Source organism: Cellulomonas timonensis, assembly GCF_900046455.1.
In the GTDB taxonomy this organism is placed as follows: domain Bacteria; phylum Actinomycetota; class Actinomycetes; order Actinomycetales; family Cellulomonadaceae; genus Cellulomonas_A; species Cellulomonas_A timonensis.
In genome coordinates this window covers 1,040,364-1,059,791 of record NZ_FCOT01000012.1, presented here as the reverse complement: position 1 = coordinate 1,059,791, position 19,428 = coordinate 1,040,364, and the positions used below count along the sequence as shown (strand labels likewise).

At 71.8% G+C, this 19,428-nt stretch carries 15 protein-coding genes; all 15 read left to right on the top strand.

Annotated features, from left to right (window positions below; translation table 11 throughout):
* Position 1 precedes the first annotated feature (1 nt).
* Positions 2-1,336: an amidohydrolase family protein gene (locus BN3788_RS13365; RefSeq protein ID WP_147525130.1), complete on the top strand. Its 1,335-nt coding sequence runs from the start codon at positions 2-4 to the stop codon at positions 1,334-1,336.
* Positions 1,333-2,643 (top strand): ABC transporter substrate-binding protein, encoded by a 1,311-nt coding sequence (locus BN3788_RS13360; RefSeq protein ID WP_066586828.1) that lies wholly within the window; start codon positions 1,333-1,335, stop codon positions 2,641-2,643. Before BN3788_RS13365 ends, BN3788_RS13360 begins: the two co-directional genes overlap by 4 nt.
* 60 nt (positions 2,644-2,703) lie before the next feature.
* Positions 2,704-3,657 (top strand): carbohydrate ABC transporter permease, encoded by a 954-nt coding sequence (locus BN3788_RS13355; RefSeq protein WP_066586825.1) that lies wholly within the window; start codon positions 2,704-2,706, stop codon positions 3,655-3,657.
* Positions 3,654-4,481: a carbohydrate ABC transporter permease gene (locus tag BN3788_RS13350; RefSeq protein ID WP_066586823.1), complete on the top strand. Its 828-nt coding sequence runs from the start codon at positions 3,654-3,656 to the stop codon at positions 4,479-4,481. The genes BN3788_RS13355 and BN3788_RS13350 overlap by 4 nt, the downstream gene beginning before the upstream one ends.
* Positions 4,482-5,705, top strand: coding sequence for an amidohydrolase family protein (locus BN3788_RS13345; RefSeq protein ID WP_066586820.1), 1,224 nt, complete (start codon positions 4,482-4,484; stop codon positions 5,703-5,705). It begins immediately after the preceding gene.
* Positions 5,702-6,901: an MFS transporter gene (locus tag BN3788_RS13340; protein ID WP_066586808.1), complete on the top strand. Its 1,200-nt coding sequence runs from the start codon at positions 5,702-5,704 to the stop codon at positions 6,899-6,901. Before BN3788_RS13345 ends, BN3788_RS13340 begins: the two co-directional genes overlap by 4 nt.
* A gap of 8 nt (positions 6,902-6,909) precedes the next feature.
* Positions 6,910-7,908: a glycerate kinase gene (locus BN3788_RS19340; protein ID WP_066586807.1), complete on the top strand. Its 999-nt coding sequence runs from the start codon at positions 6,910-6,912 to the stop codon at positions 7,906-7,908.
* Positions 7,905-9,098, top strand: a complete 1,194-nt coding sequence (locus tag BN3788_RS13330) for an enolase C-terminal domain-like protein (RefSeq protein ID WP_066586805.1) — start codon at positions 7,905-7,907, stop codon at positions 9,096-9,098. The genes BN3788_RS19340 and BN3788_RS13330 overlap by 4 nt, the downstream gene beginning before the upstream one ends.
* A gap of 25 nt (positions 9,099-9,123) precedes the next feature.
* Complete coding sequence (locus BN3788_RS13325; RefSeq protein ID WP_066586802.1) at positions 9,124-10,092, top strand: 2-hydroxyacid dehydrogenase; 969 nt, start codon at positions 9,124-9,126, stop codon at positions 10,090-10,092.
* A gap of 80 nt (positions 10,093-10,172) precedes the next feature.
* The gene (fgd, locus tag BN3788_RS13320; RefSeq protein ID WP_066586799.1) at positions 10,173-11,183 is read left to right on the top strand and encodes a glucose-6-phosphate dehydrogenase (coenzyme-F420); all 1,011 of its coding nucleotides are present in this window, start codon (positions 10,173-10,175) and stop codon (positions 11,181-11,183) included.
* Positions 11,180-11,800 (top strand): nucleotidyltransferase family protein, encoded by a 621-nt coding sequence (locus BN3788_RS13315; protein ID WP_066586794.1) that lies wholly within the window; start codon positions 11,180-11,182, stop codon positions 11,798-11,800. The genes fgd and BN3788_RS13315 overlap by 4 nt, the downstream gene beginning before the upstream one ends.
* Entirely contained in the window at positions 11,785-12,936 is a 1,152-nt protein-coding gene (locus tag BN3788_RS13310) for an XdhC family protein (protein ID WP_066586791.1), read from the top strand. Before BN3788_RS13315 ends, BN3788_RS13310 begins: the two co-directional genes overlap by 16 nt.
* 387 nt (positions 12,937-13,323) lie before the next feature.
* Entirely contained in the window at positions 13,324-15,717 is a 2,394-nt protein-coding gene (locus BN3788_RS13305; RefSeq protein WP_066586788.1) for a glycoside hydrolase family 3 N-terminal domain-containing protein, read from the top strand.
* A 102-nt stretch (positions 15,718-15,819) separates the two neighbouring features.
* Positions 15,820-16,227, top strand: a complete 408-nt coding sequence (locus tag BN3788_RS13300) for a hypothetical protein (RefSeq protein WP_066586785.1) — start codon at positions 15,820-15,822, stop codon at positions 16,225-16,227.
* Between the two features lie 228 nt (positions 16,228-16,455).
* Positions 16,456-19,419: a glycoside hydrolase family 3 C-terminal domain-containing protein gene (locus BN3788_RS13295; protein WP_066586783.1), complete on the top strand. Its 2,964-nt coding sequence runs from the start codon at positions 16,456-16,458 to the stop codon at positions 19,417-19,419.
* Positions 19,420-19,428 lie beyond the last annotated feature (9 nt).

The following is a 19,428-nucleotide window of genomic DNA, read 5'->3' as shown; positions in this document are numbered from 1 at the left end:
GATGGCCGGTCGCCTCACCGGCACCTCGGTGGGTGACGGCGCCGGCGCCGTCACCGCCGAGGTGGTGGACGGGCGCGTGCGCCTTGAGCCGGCGACCGGCACAGCGCCCGCGCGCACCCTCCTGCTGCCCGGGCTCGTCAACCTCCACGACCACCTGCGCTCGTTCATGCCCACCGGCCGGCGATCGGAGGGCATGCCGCTCGCGCAGGTCATCACGGCCGCCGCGGCGACGCAGGCGGTGGCAACCCCCGACGAGCACCGTGCGCTCACAGCCCTCGCGAGCGCACGGCAGCTGCGGGCCGGTGTGACCTCGGTGATCGACCACGTCTACCCCCTGCACCGGCCCGAGCTGCTCGACGCCGCCGTCGCGGGCCACCGCGACGTCGGCGTGCGCGCGAGCGTCGCCCTGGGCGTGATGACCCGCGGCGCCGCGCAGACCTGCACCACCGTCGAGCACATCGAGCGTCTGGCCGAGCGTGCGCTCGCCGAGCTGCTGCCCGCCGACCGGCTGTTCCTCGCCCCGGTCTCGCTGCGGCAGGCGGCCGCCGAGGACTACGCCGCGACAGTGGCCGCCGCGGACCGCCTGGGCTTGCGGCTCTACACGCACATCGCCGAGACGTCAGCCGAGGTCGAGCAGTGCGTCGCCGAGCACGGCGTCCGGCCGGTCGAGCTGCTGCACCGGCTTGGCTTCCTGCGGCCCGGCACAGTGCTCGTGCACTGCGTGCAGCTCAGCGACCACGAGATCGAGCTGCTCGCGGGCTCCGGCACGGCCGTCGCGTACTGCCCCACGAACCACCTCCGCCTCGCGAAGGGATTCGCTCGCGTCGCCGACATGCTCGAGGCCGGGGTGACCGTCGGCCTCGGCATCGACGGGACCGAGAGCCTGTTCCACGAGATGCGCCAGGCGGTCTACGCCCAGGGCCAGGCGCGGCAGGATCCCGCCGCCCTGGGCTCGACCGCGGCCTATGACATGGCGACCGTCCAGGGCGCTCGTGCCCTCGGGGTGGACGGCGTCACCGGCCGGCTCGACGGCTCCCCGGACCTCGTCCGGCTGGACGCCTCGCGGGTCGGCCTGCAACCCCTGGTGGACCCCGTGTGGTCAGTGGTCCACCGCGCCGGCCCAGGCGACGTGACAGACGTCGTCGTGGACGGCGAACTCGTGCTCCACGACGGCCGGCTCACCAGAACGGATGAGGACGAGCTCGTGGAGAGGGCTTACGTCGCCACACGCGACATGGCCCACCGCATCGGGACGGCCCATCCGGCCGACTGGGCGCCCGCCGACGGCGGGGCCCGCATCGACCGACGGTCGAAGACAAGAGAGGGAACGCAATGACGCGCAACACCCGCACCTCCATCTCCGCCGTGAACCTCAGCCGCCGCCAGCTCCTCGGCATCGGCGGCGGCATCGCCGCGGGCATCGGCCTCGCCGCCTGCGGCGCAGGGGGCACTGCCTCCGGCGGAGGCGCCAGCGGAGGCTCCGGCAAGCCGGGAACGCTTCGGATCTGGGCCAACTCTGCGGTCGCAGGCGAGGCTGACTCCGGGCTCAAGCGCGCCGCCAAGGCATTCGGCGAGGCGAAGGGGCTCACGGTCCAGGTCGAGGGCATCCCGACAGCCGACCTCGTGTCCAAGCTCACCACCGCGGTGAGCGGGGGCAGCGGCCCCGACATCGCGATCGTGGACTCCTCCGCGGTGCCGCAGCTCGCCAGCGCCAAGGTGCTGACCGACGTCTCGGACCTCACCGGGAGCGTCTCGGGCGACTTCCACGCCGGGGCCTTGGAGTACTCGACGTTTGGCGGCAAGCAGTTCGGCCTGCCGTACTACACGAACAACGTGGGCCTGTTCTACAACAAGGCGATGCTCGCGGACGCCGGCGTCGCCGTGCCGACGACATGGGACGACCTGCGCTCGGCGAGCATCGAGCTCACCGGCGGCGACCAGTACGGCTACATGATGGGCCCGGCCGGCTACGGGGCGTTCCTCTTCTGGCCGTGGCTGTGGCAGAACGGCGGCCAGATCGTCAGCGGCGACGCCACGAAGGCGGTGTTCGACGACGCCAAGGGCCTGGAGGCGTTCGAGGCCTACGCGAACCTCGCGCTCAAGGACGGCGTGGCCCCGCCCGACTTCCTCGCCGCGACCGGCGGATGGGACCCGTACGTGGCCCCGTTCGCGCAGGAGCGGGTGGCGATGATGGCGATTGGCCCGTGGGGGCAGAACGCGATCACGCAGAACAACCCCGACCTCGACTGGGGGGTCGCCCCCCTTCCCCAGGGCACGGAGAAGGCGACCATCCTCGGCGGCGCGACGATCAGTCTGGCCGGGAACGCCACCGCACCCGACGAGGCCTGGGAGTTCATGGAGTGGGTCACCGCCGGTGAGCAGATGGAGTACATCCAGGCCAGCGGCAACATCCCCGGGCGCAAGGACGTCATCGACTCGGCGTGGGCCACGGAAGACCCGGTTCGCCAGGTGTTCGTCGAGCAGATGGAGTTCGCCCGCGCCCGCCCCGCCCTGCCGATCTGGGGCGACATCGAGTGGGGCGTGTTCGCGAACGCCTGGGACTCCGTCATCCAAGGCCAGGCGTCGCCCGCCGACGCGCTGCATTCCGCCGCCCAGCAGGCCACCGAGAAGCTCTCCAGCTAGCCGTGCGTGTCCGGCCGCCGTCCAGGGCGGCCGGACACGCTGGCACGAGCCAGGAAGACCATGACCACCACCACCACCACACCCGTCGCCACGCGCCCCGTCGTCGACCCGTCGCGCCTCCGGGCGCGCCGGCTCCGCCGCCGCCGGCTCGAGCCGTTCCTCTACATCGCCCCCGCGTTCGTCGTGCTCGCGTTGATCATCGGGTATCCGGTGATCAACGCGGCGGCGACCAGCTTCACTGACGCGTCTCTCATGGCTCCGGGCCAGGAGCGCTTCGTGGGACTCGACAACTTCGTCGAGTTGTTCACCAGCGCCTCGTTCTGGACCGTGATGGCGCGCACCCTGGTCTGGGCCGGCGCGACCCTCTCCTTCCAGGTCGGTCTTGGCCTCGTCATCGCCACGACCCTCAACAAGCACCTGGTCGCCCGCGGGCTCATCCGGACCACGATGATCGTGCCGTGGGTCGTCCCCACCGTCCTGGTCGCGCTCATCTGGCGCTTCCTGCTGGACCCGGCGTCCGGCCCCGTGAACTCGATCCTGCGGGACACCGGGCTCATGGAGAACCCTCCGCTGTGGCTCGCGAACACCTCGACGGCGCTGCCAACACTCGTGCTCATCAGCGCCTGGAAGTGGACGCCGTTCACAGCAGTCATCCTGCTCGCCGGCATGCAGCAGATCCCGCCCGAGCAGTACGAGGCGGCGATGATCGACGGCGCGAACGCGTGGCAGCGGTTCCGGCACGTGACGGTGCCGGGTATCCGCACGTCGCTGGCCCTGGTGACGCTCACAGCGATCTCGGGCGCGATCAACAACTTCAACGGCATCTGGCTCTTCACGCGGGGTGGGCCCGTGGGCGCCACGGACATCTTGACGACTCTGGCCTACCGCACGGCGTTCCAGGAGTTCGACTTCGGAAAGGCCGCGGCGATCTCCATGATCATCTTCCTGATGATGATGGTCCTCGCCGTCCTGTACTTCTACGTGGTCGAGGGCCGAAAGGAGAAGAAGCGATGAGGGCCTCCCGTGAACGCGCGAGCGGCGGCGCCCACCTCGTCGCGCTGCTGTTCCTGCTCGGCACCGTCCTGCCGTTCGCGTACATGGTCGTGTCGTCATTCAAGACGACACCCGAGCTCAACGGCGCGGAGAAGCGCCTGCTGCCGAGCGGCCTGTACCTAGGGCATTACGCGAAGATCGCGGACACCGCGTTCTTCACCTATTTCATGAATTCCGTCCTGGTCGCGGTCGGCACCACGACGATCGCGCTCCTGTTGGCCATTCTGGCGGGTTACGGCTTCGCCCGGTTCACGTTCATCGGCAACCGGGGGATGCTGCTGATCGTCGTCGCGGCGCAGATGTTCCCCGCCGTGCTGCTGGCGATCCCGCTGTACAAGACAGTCAACGCGTTGGGGCTCCTCGACTCGCTCGTGGGCCTGACGATCGTCTACGTCTCGTTCGCGCTGCCGTTCTGCATCTGGCTCATGCGCAACTACTTCCTCGCCGTCCCTGTGGAGATCGAGGAGGCCGCGATGATCGACGGCTGCGGCCGGTTCCAGGCGTTGTGGCGGGTCGTCCTGCCGCCGGCGATGCCCGGGGTCATGGCAGCCGCAGTCTTCACGATCATCCAGGTGTGGGAGGAGTTCCTGTACGCCAACACCTTCATCGACACGGACTCGAAGCGGACGCTGTCGGTGGGCCTCAACACGTTGATCGGGGAGTTCACCACCGACTGGGGCCGACTGCTCGCGGCGGGCGTGCTCGTGATGATCCCGGTGCTGCTGGTCTTCTCGTACCTGCAGCGCTATGTCACCCAGATCGCCGGGGGCGGGGTGAAAGGCTGAGTGCTCCTCACCAACGCGCTCCTTCCCGACGGCCGCACGGTCGACGTCGAGGTCGCCGACGGGCTGGTCTGCGCTGTGCGCCCCGCGGGGTCGTCTGCCCCCTCCGGCCGCCTGTCGACGGACCTAGCCGGATACCTCCTGGTCGAGTCGCTCGTCGAGCCTCACGCGCACCTCGACAAGGTGTTCACCGCCGACCGGGCCGCGAACCCGCTCGGCACCCTCGCCGGGGCCATGTCGGGGTACGAGGCAGTCCTGCTCGCGTCCGACGCGGCTGACATCCGTCGCCGCGCCCGGCGCGCGCTGCTGATCCTCGTCGGGCACGGTGTCACCGCGGTCCGCACCCACCTGGGCTGCGGGCGCCTGCTGGGGCTGCGCGCCGTCGAGGCGTTCGCGCAGGTCCGTGAGGAGCTCGCGCCCTTCGTGGATGTGCAGGTCGTCGCGCACGTCGGCGGGCCGGCGCTGGACGTGCCGTGGTCCCGGCACGCGCGGATCCTGCGGGACGCGCTCGCGGCCGGCGCGGACGTCGTCGGGGGCAACCCGTTCAGCGAGGCGGCGCCCGACGAGGCGATGGACGCATGCCTGCAGGTCGCGGTCGACGCCGGGCGCCCGGTCGACCTGCATGTCGACGAGACCACCGACCCGTCAGTGCTGACGCTGCGCCGGCTCGCGGCGCTCGCGGCTCAGGCGGGGGTGCCCGTGACCGCGAGCCATGCCGTGTCGCTCGGCGCGGTGGCGCCCGCGCTGGCTGACGAGATCGCGGCCGAGGTGGCCGCCGCGGGCGTCTCGGTCGTGACCCTGCCCGCGACGAACCTGCACCTCCAAGGCCGGGGCGCGCACCCGGCGCCGCGCGGGCTGACGGCGATCGACGCGCTCGAGCGTGCCGGGGTGACGGTGGCCGCAGGAGGGGACAACGCACGCGACCCGTTCAACCCCGTCGGGCGGCTCGACCCGTTGGAGACGGCGTCGCTGCTGGTCACCGCCGGCCACCGCAGCGTCGACCAGGCGTGGCGCATGACGGTCCCCGCGTCCCGCGCGGTGATGGGACTGCCCGAGGCTGGCCCTGTGGTCGGGCGGCGCGCCGACCTGCTCGCTGTGCGCGCGCAGAGCCTCGGCGACGCCGTGGCCCTCGCCCCCGCCGATCGCCTGGTGCTGCGCGCGGGGCACGTCATCAGCCGCACGACGACGACGTCCTCGGGGCCGCTGCACGAGGCAGGCCTCGCATGACCGCGACGTCGACCGAGGCCCGTTCGCTGTGGCGCTCGAGCACCGTGCGCGCCCTGTTCGCGACGAACCTCCTGGGCTTCGTCAGCTTCTCCGCGACCCTCGGCGCCCTGCCGCTGCGGGCGGCCCAGCACGGCCATCCCGAGGCGGTCGTCGGGACCGTGACGGGCGTGATGCTCACTGTCACCGTCGCGACCCAGCTCGTCGCGGGATCGCTCATGCGGCGCTGGGGAGTGCGCACCCTCCTGCTCGTCGGCGCGGTGCTGATGGGCGCGCCGTCGCCGCTGTACCTCGTGGCCTCCGACCTGGGCTCCCTCTACGTGCTGTCGGCGTTCCGAGGCGTCGGGTTCGCCCTCCTGACGGTCGTCGGCGCCGTCGCCATCCCGCGGGCGGCGCCACGCCAGCGGCAGGGCGAGGCCATCGGGATCTACGGGCTGTCGGCCGCGATCCCGAACATGCTCGTGGTGTCCGCGGCCACGGCGCTCACCCTCGACGGGCGGTTCGCCGTCGTCGCCTGGCTCGCCGCCGCGCCGCTCCTGGCGCCGCTGGTCGCCCGGGGGCTGCCCGCCGACCGCGTCGGCGCCGGGCCCGGTCCCGGCACTGGCGGGCAGGGCTCACTGGTCCCGACCCTCCGGCGGCTGCTGCTGCCGACGGTGACGCTCTTCCTCGTCACCCTGTGCGGCGGCGGCCTGGTGACGGTGCTCCCGCTGCAGCGGCCGGATGGCGCCGTGGTCGCTGTGGCGCTGCTGGTCTACGGCGCCACGGGGACGATCGCCCGATGGCGTGTCGGGCACGTCACGGACCGCCATGGTCACCGGCTCGTCACGCCGCTGCTCCTGGCGACGGGGGCCGCTGGCCTGGCAGCTGTCGCGCTCGGCCTGGGCGGAGGCGGCGCCGGTGGCGCGACAGCGGCGCTCGTGGCGGGAGCCGGCCTGTTCGGTGTCGCGTTCGGCGCGCTCCAGAGCGTGACCCTCGACGTGAGCCTCGCGCGCGTGCCGACCGCCCATGCGCCCACCGCGAGCTCAGTCTGGAACGCCGCGTTCGACGGCGGCACCGCGGCCGGCGCCGCGCTCCGCGGCTACCTGGCGGGGACCGCTGTGGGCGGCCCCGCCGCGATGGGCGCCGGGGCCCTCGGGCTCGCGCTGGTCGGCGTGCTGGCCGTGGCGTCCCGAGACCGCGACACGGCGGTCGCGCGGTGAGGGGGCGCGTGCTGGCGGCGCCGGACAAGTTCCGCGGCTCGGCGAGCGCGGCCGATGGCGCCGCCGCGATCCTCGCGGGCGCCGGCGCCGCGGGATGGACGGGGGACGCGCTGCCGCTCGCCGACGGCGGGGAGGGCACGCTCGACGTGCTCGGCGGGCCGGATCGCGGCACCCGCGTGAGCGACCCGCTCGGCCGCCCGGTCGACGCCGCCTGGCTGCTGCGGGCCGACGGCGTCGCGGTGGTCGAGGCGGCGCGCGCCTCCGGGCTCGCGCTGGTCGGCGGGGCCGAGGGCAACGCGCCCCTCGAGGCCACGAGCCGCGGCACGGGCGAGCTCGTCGCGGCGGCGCTCGACGCAGGCGCCCGCGAGATCGTCGTGGCCCTCGGTGGCTCCGCGACGACAGACGGCGGGGCCGGGGCCGTCGAGGTCCTCGCGGGGCGTGGGCCGCTGGGGGGCCCTGGCGCGGCGGCCCAGGTGGTGGTCGCTTGCGACGTGACCACCAGGTTCCTCGACGCCGCGAGGGTCTTCGGGCCGCAGAAGGGCGCCGACCCCGCGCAGGTCGTCATGCTCACGCGCCGGCTCGAGACGCTTGCGGCGGGCTACCGCGCGCGTTTCGGCGTGGACGTCCGACGGCTGCCTGGCGCCGGCGCGGCAGGGGGCCTCGGGGGGGGGCCCGCAGCCCTCGGAGCGCGGCTCGTGCCGGGGGTCGACCTCGTCGCGCGGCACGCCGGGCTGGACGCTGCGCTCGCGGGCGCCGACCTCGTGGTGACCGGCGAGGGCTGCCTCGACGCCGGCTCGCGCCAGGGCAAGGTTGTCGGCGGGCTCGTGGAGCGCGCGCGCGGCCTGGGGGTTCCCGTGGTCGTGGTGGCGGGGACAGTGCTCCCAGGCCACGGTCTCGATGTGCCCGTCCTCGGCCTCGCCGACTTGTACGGCGAGGCGTCGTGGACGCGCACGGCGGACTGTGTGGCGGCTGCCGTCCAGCAGTTCCTGGAGAGGAGAGCGACGTGAAGATCACTGACGTGCGGTGCGTCGAGTACACGGGAGTCGTCGAGGCCCCGGGCGGGGTCTTCCTCGACCGGCTCCGGCGTCCCACCGACGTCTACCCGGAGTTCCGGGCGTCAGGCCCGCAGGCGTTCGTGGAGGTCGCGCCGGACCGGTTCGAGGTGAGCTCGATCCTCCTGCATGTGGACACCGACGAGGGGTGGACCGGCACGGTCACCCAGCTGTCGCCGGAGCAGGCGTTCACCATCCAGCGCGTGCTGCGGCCGCTGCTCCTGGGGCAGGATCCGATGGCCTCCGAGCGGATCTGGGACGTGCTGTACCGCTCGGCGATCCACGGCCGCAAGGGCACCGGCATGGTGGCGCTGTCGGCAGTGGACTGCGCGTTGTGGGACATTCGCGGCCAGGCGCTAGGCGTGCCGGCGCACGTGCTGCTCGGCGGCCCGACCCGCGAGCGGATCCCGGCGTACGTCTCGACGCTGGGCGAGTCGCTCGACCCGCTGGACGTGGCACGGCGCACGCGCGAGCTCGTGGCCGAGGGCTTCCGCGGCCTCAAGTGGTTCCCCCGGTGGGGGCCCGAGGACGGGGCTGCCGGTGTGGACGCGATCGTCGAGCTCGTCGGCACGGTGCGTGACGCGGCTGGCCACGGCGTCGAGATCATGCTCGACGCCTGGAGCTCGTGGGACGTGCCGTTCACCGTCGACGTCGCCCGCGCGACAGCGGGACTCGGGCTGCGCTGGATCGAGGAGCCGTTGCCGGCGGACCAGCTCGCCGGGTACCGGATGCTGCGCCGGCGCCTGCCCCCCGACGTGCAGGTCGTGGGCGGGGAGCACGAGTACACCCGGTGGGGTTTCGCCGAGCTGGTCGCAGCCGACGTCCTGGACCTGTACCAGCCGGACCCGCACTGGGCGGGCGGCATCTCCGAGACGATGAAGATCCTCGCCGTGGTGGGGGCGGCTGGTGGGCAGGCAGTGCCCCACGGCCAGTCGCTGCAGTGCAACGCGGCCGTCTCGTTCGCCGCGTCCCCTGCGCTGGTCCCCCAGATGGAGTATCTGTCGCGGCTCATGCCGCTCTACCAGCATGTGCTGGCCGCCCCCATCCTCCCGGTCGACGGCGCCGTGGACTGCCCGACGGCCCCAGGGCTCGGCATGGCCCTGGACCTCGACAAGGTGGTGCGCAGCCGCGCCCTGCCCGACTGACCTTCCCCTCCCTGAGAGGTGCCGCGTGCACATCGTCTGCCTGTCTGACTACCCCCGTGAGCTGCTCGACTCCTGGCTCGCCGATGCGGCAACGCCCTGCACGGTGGCACTGGCCCCGCGCGACGTGACGATCGCCGACCTCGCGGACGACCTCGCGCGTGCCGACATCGTCATCGGCGACGCCTCCCGGCGCTACCGCCTCGACGCCGCGACTTTGGCGGGCCTCGACCGTTGCCGGCTCGTCGTGCAGCCGTCCGTCGGACTCGACGGCGTGATCGACGTCGAGGCCGCCGCCGCGCTGGGCATCGAGGTGGTGAGCGCCCCCGGGTACAACGCCGAGGCCGTCGCCGACTGGACGGTGATGGCGATGCTCATCGCCCTGCGCGACGCGGTCGGGGCCGACCGTGGCCTGCGCACCGCCGGATGGTCCTCGCAGCCCCTTGGCCGCGAGCTCGGCGCGGTGACCGTGGGCATCGTCGGCTTTGGCGCCATCGGGCGCGCGGTCCGGCGCAGGCTCGCCGGATTCGGCAGCGCCGTGCTCTACCACGACGTGGTCCCGCACCCTGTCGACGAGCACGGGGCCCGCCAGGTCGACCTCGACACGCTGTTCGCGGAGAGCGACGTCGTGACGCTCCATGCGCCCCTGACGCCCGCGACCCACCACCTCGTCGACGCTGCGCGCCTGGCGCGGATGCGCCCCGGGGCAGTGCTGGTCAACGCCGCCCGCGGCGGGCTCGTCGACGAGGCCGCGCTCGTCGACGCGCTGCGCAGCGGACGGCTCGGCGCCGCGGCGCTCGACGTCTTCGAGTCCGAACCCGTGCCGCATGACCACGAGCTCCTCCGCCTGGCGGCGTTCGTCTCCCCGCATGTCGCCGCCGGCACCGAGCACGCGCGCCATCGGGTGCGGGCGCTGGTGGGCGACGCGGTGCGCGCCGCCTTGCGGGCAGGGCCATCCGCTGCGGGCTCCGACCGGGACCTCACGCGACGCCGCTGACGCCGCGCCGCCCCTCGACCCCACCATCGCCGCGCGGACCGCGGCACGGCCCGCTCCATGGGCCTGAAAGGAGACACCCCATGCTGAGATTCGGCTACAAGGCCTCTGTCGAGCAGTTCGGCCCCCGGGAGCTCGTCGAGCTCGCGGTGCTCGCGGAGCGCGCAGGGTTCGACTCGGTCTTCGTGTCGGACCACCTGCAGCCGTGGCGGCACACGGGCGGGCACGCGCCCGCCGCCCTGCCGCTCCTGGGCGCGCTCGTGGCGAGCACCGAGCGCGTCATCCTGGGCACGAGCGTGCTGACGCCGACCTTCAGGTACCACCCCGCCGTCGTCGCGCAGGCCTTCGCGACCCTGGGCTGCCTCGCCCCGGGGCGCGTGGTCCTCGGCATCGGCACGGGCGAGGCGATGAACGAGGCCCCCCTCGGCTTGCAGTGGCCAGACGGCAAGGAGCGGTTCGCGCGATTCAAGGAGGCGATCACGCTCATGCGCGCGCTCTGGTCGGGTGAGCGCGTGACCATCGAGGGCACGCACTACCAGGTGGACCGCGCGACGATCTATGACCGGCCCGAGGAGCAGGTGCCGATCTACGTGGCCGCCTCCGGGCCCGCCGCGACCCGGCTCGCGGGCCGGGTCGGGGACGGCTTCATCACGACGTCGGGCAAGGACCGGAGCCTGTACACCGAGACGCTGCTCCCGGCGCTCGCCGCCGGCGCCGAGCAGGCCGGCCGCGAGCTGGGCGACCTCGACCTCATGATCGAGATGAAGGTCTCCTTCGACACCGACCGGCAGCGCGCGCTCGAGGACACGCGCTTCTGGGGCGCCCTCGCACTGTCGAGCGAGGAGAAGACGGGGGTCGAGGACCCGATGGAGATGGAGCGGCTCGCCGACGCGCTGTCCACCGAGCGCACCGCCTCCAGGTTCATCGTCTCCGACGACCCGGACGAGCACGTCGAGCGCATCTGGCAGTACGTGGACATGGGTTTCACCCACCTCGTCTTCCACCATCCCGGGGCAGATCAGCGCAGGTTCCTGCACCTCTACGAGAAGCACGTCCTGCCTCGGCTGCGCGACCGCGCCGGCCGGTCGGGATGACTGCCCCGCACGTCGCCGGCCTGCTCCTCGCCGCCGGCTCGGGCAGCCGGTACGGACGGCCGAAGGCGCTCGTCGGGGGTTGGCTCGCCGACCGCGCGCACGCGCTGCTCGACGGCGGCTGCGCGCCGTGCGTCGTCGTGCTCGGCGCCGGCGCCGAGGAGGCTCGTCTGCTGGTCCCCGCAGGAGTCGACGTCGTGGTCGCGGACGACTGGCACGAGGGGATGGCGGCGTCGTTCCGCGCGGGGCTGCGGGCGCTGGAGCGCACCGCCGCGCGCGCGGTCGTCGTCACACTGGTGGACACGCCGGGCGTGGGCGCGGCCGCGGTCGGGCGCCTCGCGGCGCTCGCCCGGGACAGTGAGGGGTCGAGCCTCCTCGCGCAGGCGGCCTACGACGGCGTGCCTGGCCATCCCGTGCTGCTCGGCCGCGACCACTGGTCCGGCGCCGCGCACGCAGCCAAGGGTGATCGCGGCGCCCGGGCCTACCTCGCGGAGCATGCGCCGCAGCGGGTCGAATGCGGCGACGTGGGCCATTCTCGCGACGTGGATGTGGACGTGGACGCTGCTGGCCAGGGCCGGGTCGGCGCCGCAGGAGGGGGCGCCACATGCGAGGCGTTCTGACGGAGGCGATCGCCCGCCTGGACCGAGGCGAGGCAGTCGCCGTGGCGACGGTCGTGCAGACCTGGAGCTCGGCGCCACGCGAGGCGGGCGCCTCGATGCTCGTCGCCGCCGATGGCTCGGTGGTGGGCTCGGTGTCGGGCGGCTGCGTCGACGGCGATGTCTATGAGCTCGCGCGAGAGGTGCTCGTGACGGGGACCGCGGTGGTGCGCAGGTACGGCGTGGGCGACGACGACGCGCTCGCGGTCGGCCTCACCTGCGGGGGGACGATCGAGATCTTGGTGCGCCGTCTCGACCCCGGGACGGCGTCGCCCGCCAGCGCCGGCTCCCTCGCCCGAGACCTGTACGCGGACCAGGTGGCGCACCGCCCGGCGGGCCTGGCCACCATCGTCGAGCACCCCGACCCTGCTCGTGTGGGGCTGCAGATGCTGCTGCGGGGCGGGCAGCTCCCGGTGTCGGGATCGCTCGGGGCGGGGCGACTGGACGCCGCCGTGGCAGCCGACGCGGAGGGCCTCGTCGGCGCCGGGCGCACTGGCGTGCTCGCCTACGGTCCTGATGGCGAGCGGCAGGGGACGGGGTGCCGCGTCCTCGTCGAGGTGTTCGCCGCGCCACCCCGGATGATCGTCGCGGGGGTCACGGACTTCGCCTCCGCTGTGACGTCCATGGGCCGTTTCCTCGGCTACCGCGTGACGGTGTGCGACGCACGGCCCGTGTTCGCGACCGCGGAGCGATTCCCTGACGCGCACGAGGTCGTGGTCGCCTGGCCCCACCAGTATCTGGCGGCCGAGGCGGACGCGGGGCGCACCGACCGCAGGACCGCGTTGCTCGTGCTCACGCACGATCCCCGGTTCGACGTCCCGCTGCTCGAGGTGGCCCTGCGCTCGGACGCGCTGGGGTTCGTGGGGGCTATGGGCTCGCGGCGCACGCATGAGGACCGGAGCCGTCGGCTGCGCGCGGTGGGACTCACCGACGTCGAGCTTGAACGGCTCTCCTCACCTGTGGGCCTCGACCTAGGCGCGCGAACGCCCGAGGAGACGGCAGTCTCGATCGCCGCCGAGCTCGTCGCATATCGGTGGGGTGGCGCGGGCGCCCCGCTGACCGGGCTCCACGGGCCCATCCACCACAGCCAGCAGGCCTGAGCCTCTGCGCTCGAGGATAGATGCGGCCCGACGGGGGCCATCTCCTCGACGTGCCCGCCGCGGCTGAGCCGCAGTCCCTCGATGCCGGGCTGCGCCTGCCCGCATGGGCCCGATCATGCGGCAGGACGACTGTGCCGAGGCCCGTCTCCGTGATGGTTCCGTGATATTCGCTGCTGTTCGTCCACCGAAATCGACAGAACATGCGTCCCCGCCAGGCGGGTGCTACGGCCGTGCCTACGTTGACGTCGCGGCGCCCGGACCACGACGTCCGGGGCCGCGTTCGGTTCGCTTCAGTGCGCTGTGTCGCGCACGTCCGCGTGCTCCGCCCGAGGTCGGTGCGGCGCCCACGGCGCGCGGGCAGGGCCGCTAGACGACAAGGGAAGGTCGATGAAGACAACGACAACGGCGCGACGGCGCGGCGGATACGTCAAGGGTGCGGCGGCGGTTGCCGGTCTCGCCCTGTTCGCTCTCACAGCGTGCTCACCCAGCACCTCGGACGCGGACGGCGCAGCGGGTGACTCGTTCACCACGCGCGAGGTCACGGACGGCAAGACGGAGTTCGTGGTCGTCACGAACCCGGGCGACGGGCCGGTCCTCTCCTACGGCGCGGACAGCGGCATCGAGCTGCTCACCGAGGAGGTCGACGGCAAGAAGTTCGCGTTCAAGGACATGAACGCCAACGGCACGCTCGACACGTGGGAAGACTGGCGCAAGACCTCTCAGGACCGTGCGGCGGCCCTGAGCGAGGAGCTCACGATCGAGCAGATCGCCGGCCTCATGCTGTTCAGCTCGCATGAGCGCTCGCCTGCCGACGGGATCACTGACGCGCAGAAGACGTACCTGTCGGAGTCCAACCTCCGCAACGTGCTCAACGCGGGCCCGAACGACGTCGAGGCGAATGTCACCTGGTCCAACCAGATGCAGGCCTACGTCGAGTCGCTCGCGACCGCCGACATGCCGTACGTGCCGGTCAACTTCAGCTCCGACCCGCGCTCGACCGCGGGCTCCGGCGGCTACAACTCCGAGGGCGCGGACATCTCCCGCTGGCCCTCGAACCTGGGCCTGGCCTCGACCTTCGACGTCGAGAACGTGAGCAACTTCGCGACGATGTCCTCGGCCGAGTACCGCGCCCTGGGCATCACCACGGCACTCAGCCCGCAGATCGACCTGGCGACCGAGCCGCGCTGGCTGCGCGTCGACGGCACGTTCGGTGAGAACGTCGAGCTGACCGGCGAGATGGCCGCGGCGCTCGTCGACGGCCTGCAGAGCTCGCCGGGCACCGACGGCTGGGGCTCCGAGTCCGTCGCCGCCATGATCAAGCACTGGGCCGGCGACGGCCCGGGCGAGGGTGGGCGCGAGTCGCACACCAACGCCGGCAAGTTCGGCGTGTACCCGGGCGACAACTTCGACGCCCACGCCCAGGCCTTCCTCGGAACGCTCGACTCGGCGGCCGTCATGAGCGCCTACTCGATCGCCGTCGACGGCAACGGCGACCCGCTGTTCGACGAGCTCGTCGGCACGGCGTACGACTCGGGCCGCATGAACCTCCTGCGTGGGGACAACGGCTACGAGGGCGTCGTCGTCACGGACTGGAGCGTCACGAAGTCCGTGACCGACCCGGAGTCCAAGCGCGGCACCGCCTGGGGCGCCGGCGACCTCTCGGTGGACGAGCGCCACTACGCGATCCTCAAGACCGGCCACGACATGTTCGGTGGCAACAACGAGGTCGCTCCGGTCCTCGCGGCCCACGCGCTGTGGCAGGCCGACTTCGAGGCCGGCGTGAACGAGATCGACGCCGACACGCGCTTCCGTGAGACCGGCACTCGCATCCTGAACATGCTGTTCCAGCCGGGCCTGTACGAGAACGCCTACCTCGACCTCGACGAGTCGCGGAAGATCGTCGCCAGCGCCGACAAGGTCGACGCCGGCTACCAGGCGCAGCTCGACTCGGCTGTCATGGTCAAGAACGACGGCGAGACCATCTCCGCTGCCGACGCGGCGGCGTGGAAGGACAAGACCGTCTACATCCCGCGCTCGTACAACACGGGCTTCGCCGGCGCCTTCGGCCCGGCCGAGTACCTCGAGGCTCCTGGCCTGGACATCGAGACCGCCGAGCAGTACTTCGCGAAGGTCGTCACCGACGAGGCAGTCCTGGACGAGAACGAGCAGGTCGTCAGCTACACGGCGCCCGACCTGAGCGACGTCGACCTGGTGCTGGTCGGCATGAGCAGCCCGAACAACGGTGGCAACTTCACCAACGCCGGGCTCGACACCGAGACGGGCGAGTTCTACCCGCTGTCGCTGCAGTACCGCCCGTACACCGCGGACGGCGCGAACGTCCGGACGACCTCGATTGCCGGCGACATCCTCGCGGATGGCTCCAAGGAGAACCGGTCCTACTTCGGCAAGACCTCGCGGATCGCCAACGAGTCGGACCTCGACGCGTTCGAGCGTGCCGTGGCGGCCGTCGAGGCCTCCGGCAAGGACATCCCGGTCATCACGGTCCTGAAGGCCAACAACCCGACGGTCCCGACGGAGTTCGAGGCGAAGTCCGACGCGATCCTGGTCGGCTTCGGCATCAGCGACCAGGCGCTCATCGAGGTGGCGCTCGGCCTGTCCGAGCCCCAGGGGCGCCTGCCGATCGGCTTCCCCGCCTCCATGGACGCGGTTGAGGCGCAGCTCGAGGACGTCGGCGAGGACACCGAGGTGTACGTCGACTCGGCTGGCAACGCCTACGAATTCGGCTTCGGCCTGAACTACGCCGGTGTGATCGCGGACTAGTCCGCGCGAGCACAACCCGGGGTGGTCGGCGGCACATGCCGCCGGCCGCCCCGGAACCGGCCGCGGGGTGGGCCCGGGGCCAGAACTCATCAAGGAGTAGAAGTGAAGCGAAACAAGGTGCTGACCAGCGGCCTCGGCGTCCTGGTCGGCCTGACGGGCATTTTCGGGCTTGCAGCGTGCGGCAGCGACGACGGCGGCTCCGGCGCCTCCGCTGAGCAGGCGGCGGACGTCGACATCGCGGAGGACCTCGAGAACGCGCGGACGGCTGTCGCCGACGCGCTGGCCGAGGACGACTCCTGGGCCCAGATCATGCTCGCGAGCGACGTGAAGGCCCCGACCGTGAAGTACGGCCTGCTGGTGGTCCCCTACACGAAGTCGGACGCCGCCTCGCGGATCCAGGGCACGGTCAACATCTCGGACGGCAAGTACACGATCGACGGCGACTCGGCCGCCACCGACCAGACGTGGCAGATCGACCAGGACGGGAAGATCACCGAGGTCACCGAGTAATAGCTCGCACACCCCGCCCGTCTGATCTACCTGGGCCGAGTGCCCGCTCCGCCGAAGAGCGGGCGGGCACTCGCGCCCCGGCGGGACAGGATCCCCGCCCCCGCGGCGGGACAGGACGACCGCCCATGCGGGTCGGTCCTGCCGCAGTACCGACTGATCGTGCGCCGAGCCGGACTTCCCTGGTCCCGCCCCTGGCCTGATCGCGGTCAGCTCTCGAGGAGGAATGCAGTGAACGCCAGGGCGAAGAACGCCGATCGGGTGAAGAGCCCGATGTCGAACAAGAAGTTCCTGTGGATCTGGGCGCCCGTGCTCGCCGTGGTGACCGTGGTCACCGTCGTCGCGAACATGGCGCTGTCGATCGCGGGCGGGTGGGTCGCGTCCCAGTTCGGGTCGGGGACGTACACCTTCACGAACTCGGAGGAGTCCGCGGGTTGGGACACCGAGTACTACTCCGCTGACTTCGGCAGCATCGAGGAGGTCGACGAGGCCGCGAAGGCGCTCGTCGAGGAGATCTCCGGCGCCGGCATCGTCCTGGCGAAGAACGAGGGCGCGTCGCTGCCGCTGGCCTCGGGCGCGAGCGTGACCATGCTGGGCCGCGCGGCAGCGGACCCGGTCTTCGGCGGCTCGGGCTCCGGCTCGGTCGACACGAACTCCGCGGTGACCGCACGTGGCGGACTCGAGAACGCCGGCTTCCAGGTCAACGACCAGGTGTTCGCCGCGATCGAGGCCTTCGCGGCGGAGAACCCGCGCGGGTACATCGAGATGGACCGCCCCGACATCTCCACCTACGACATCGGCGAGATGCCTGTGGGCGACTACCAGGCGCAGCAGGCGTCCTTCGCGGACTACTCGGACGCGGCAGTGGTCTACATCGGGCGTCCCGGCGGCGAGGGCGGCGACCTCACCCAGGACATGACCGGTTGGGATGACAACGCCGTCGCGGGTCAGCACCAGCTGGAGCTGAACCAGGACGAGAAGGACCTGATCGCGCTGGCGAAGGCGAACTTCGAGAACGTCGTCGTCGTCGTCAACGCCTCCACGACCATCGAGATGGGCGCACTGCAGGACGACCCCGAGGTCGACGCGATCCTGCTGGCTGGCTCGCCGGGCGCCACGGGCCTCAACGCCCTGGGCCGCATCCTCTCGGGCGACGTGAACCCGTCGGGGCGCACCGCGGACCTGTGGGCCGCGGACTTCACCGCCGACCCGACGTTCGTGAACTTCGGCGAGTTCGTCTACCAGAACATCGAGGCGTCCTACCCGGTGTCCTCCATCGAGACCGCGACGTCGAACGCGACGGTGACGTCTGACGCGCCGTTCGTGAACTACGCCGAGGGCATCTACTTCGGCTACCGGTACTACGAGACCGCCGCGGCCGAGGGCTTCATCGACTACGACGAGGCCGTCGTCTACCCGTTCGGGTACGGCCTGAGCTTCACGGACTTCACCTGGGCGGTCACTGACACCCAGGCGGGCGACGTGGACGGCTCCGTGTCCGTGACCGTCGAGGTCACCAACACCGGCGATGTCGCGGGCAAGGACGTCGTCGAGCTGTACTACACCGCGCCCTACACCGCGGGCGGCATCGAGAAGGCCGAGGTCGTCCTGGGCGACTTCGCCAAGACCGGCGTGATCGAGCCCGGCGCGAGCGAGTCCGTCACGCTGGAGCTGGCCGTGGAGGACATGGCGTCCTACGACCACCTGGACGCCGCCGCGTACGTGCTCGAGGCCGGTGACTACGCGATCAGCGTGCGCACCGACTCGCACACCGTCGCCGAGGGCATCGAGCCGATCACCTACACGGTCGACTCCGACGTCGTGTACTCCGGGGAGAACCACCGCGCGAGCGACCTCGCCGAGGTCACCAACCAGTTCGACGACGTCTCGGCGCAGTTCAGCGCCGAGCCGGCCGACGGCAAGATCCTGTCGATGTCCCGCGCGGACTTCGCTGGGACGTTCCCGGTGGCCCCGACCGCGGACATGCTGGTCGCGGCGGACGCGGTCCAGGCGGGCTTCGAGGCCTGGGACTACGACGCGGTGGCCGCCGAGTTCGACGGCGAGATGCCGACCACCGGCGCGGGCAGTGAGCTGGCGCTGGTCGACATGCGCGGCCTGGCCAAGGACGACCCGAAGTGGGACGAGCTGCTCGACTCCCTCGAGGTCGACGAGATGACCTCGATGCTGCTCAACGGCGCCTACCAGACGGCCGCGATCGGCTCGATCGCCAAGCCGCAGACCACGGAGCCCGACGGCCCCGCCGGGTTCTCCTCGTTCATCAACTCCTCGATCAACGGCGTGGCCTACCCGTCGGAGTTCCTCATCGCGCAGACGTGGGACGTCGAGCTGGGCGCGGCGATGGGCGAGATGCTCGGCAACGAGGCGATGTTCAAGGAGATCAACGGCTGGTACGCCCCGGCGATCAACCTGCACCGCTCGCCGTTCGGCGGCCGGAACTTCGAGTACTACTCGGAAGACCCGTTCCTCTCGGGCGCGATGGCGACGTCGGTGGCCAACGGGGCGGCGACCAAGGGCGTGTACACCACGCTCAAGCACTTCGCGCTCAATGAGCAGGAGACCAACCGGGTCAACAACGGCATCGCCACCTGGGCGACCGAGCAGACGATCCGCGAGATCTACCTCAAGCCGTTCGAGATGGCCGTGAAGGACATCTCCATGGACGTGCAGTACGTGTCCGACGCGGACGGCACGATCTCGGAGACGACGATCGGCGCGGGCGGCATCATGAGCTCGTTCAACCGCATCGGCGCCACGTGGGCCGGCGGCTCCGAGGCGCTCATGACGAATGTGCTGCGCTCCGAGTGGGGCTTCGAGGGCTTCGCGATCTCGGACTTCAACCTGTACCCGTACATGAACCCGAACCAGGGCATCAGCGCGGGCACGGACCTGACGCTGACCTTCCAGCCGTCGAAGTCCTTCGGGGACACCGACTCGGCCAAGGCGGTCAGCGACATCCGCGAGGCGACGCACAACATCCTGTTCACCGTCGCGAACTCCAACGCGATGAACGGGCTCGCGCCGGGCGCCACGGTCGACTACACGCCGCCGACCTGGGTGTACATCCAGATCATCGCGACGATCGTCATCGGCCTGCTCGTCGTGGTCGGTGTGGTCCTCGTGACCCGCCGCGTCCTGCGGCACCGCAATGCCACGGCGGGAACGCCGAGCGGGTAGCCCCCCCGG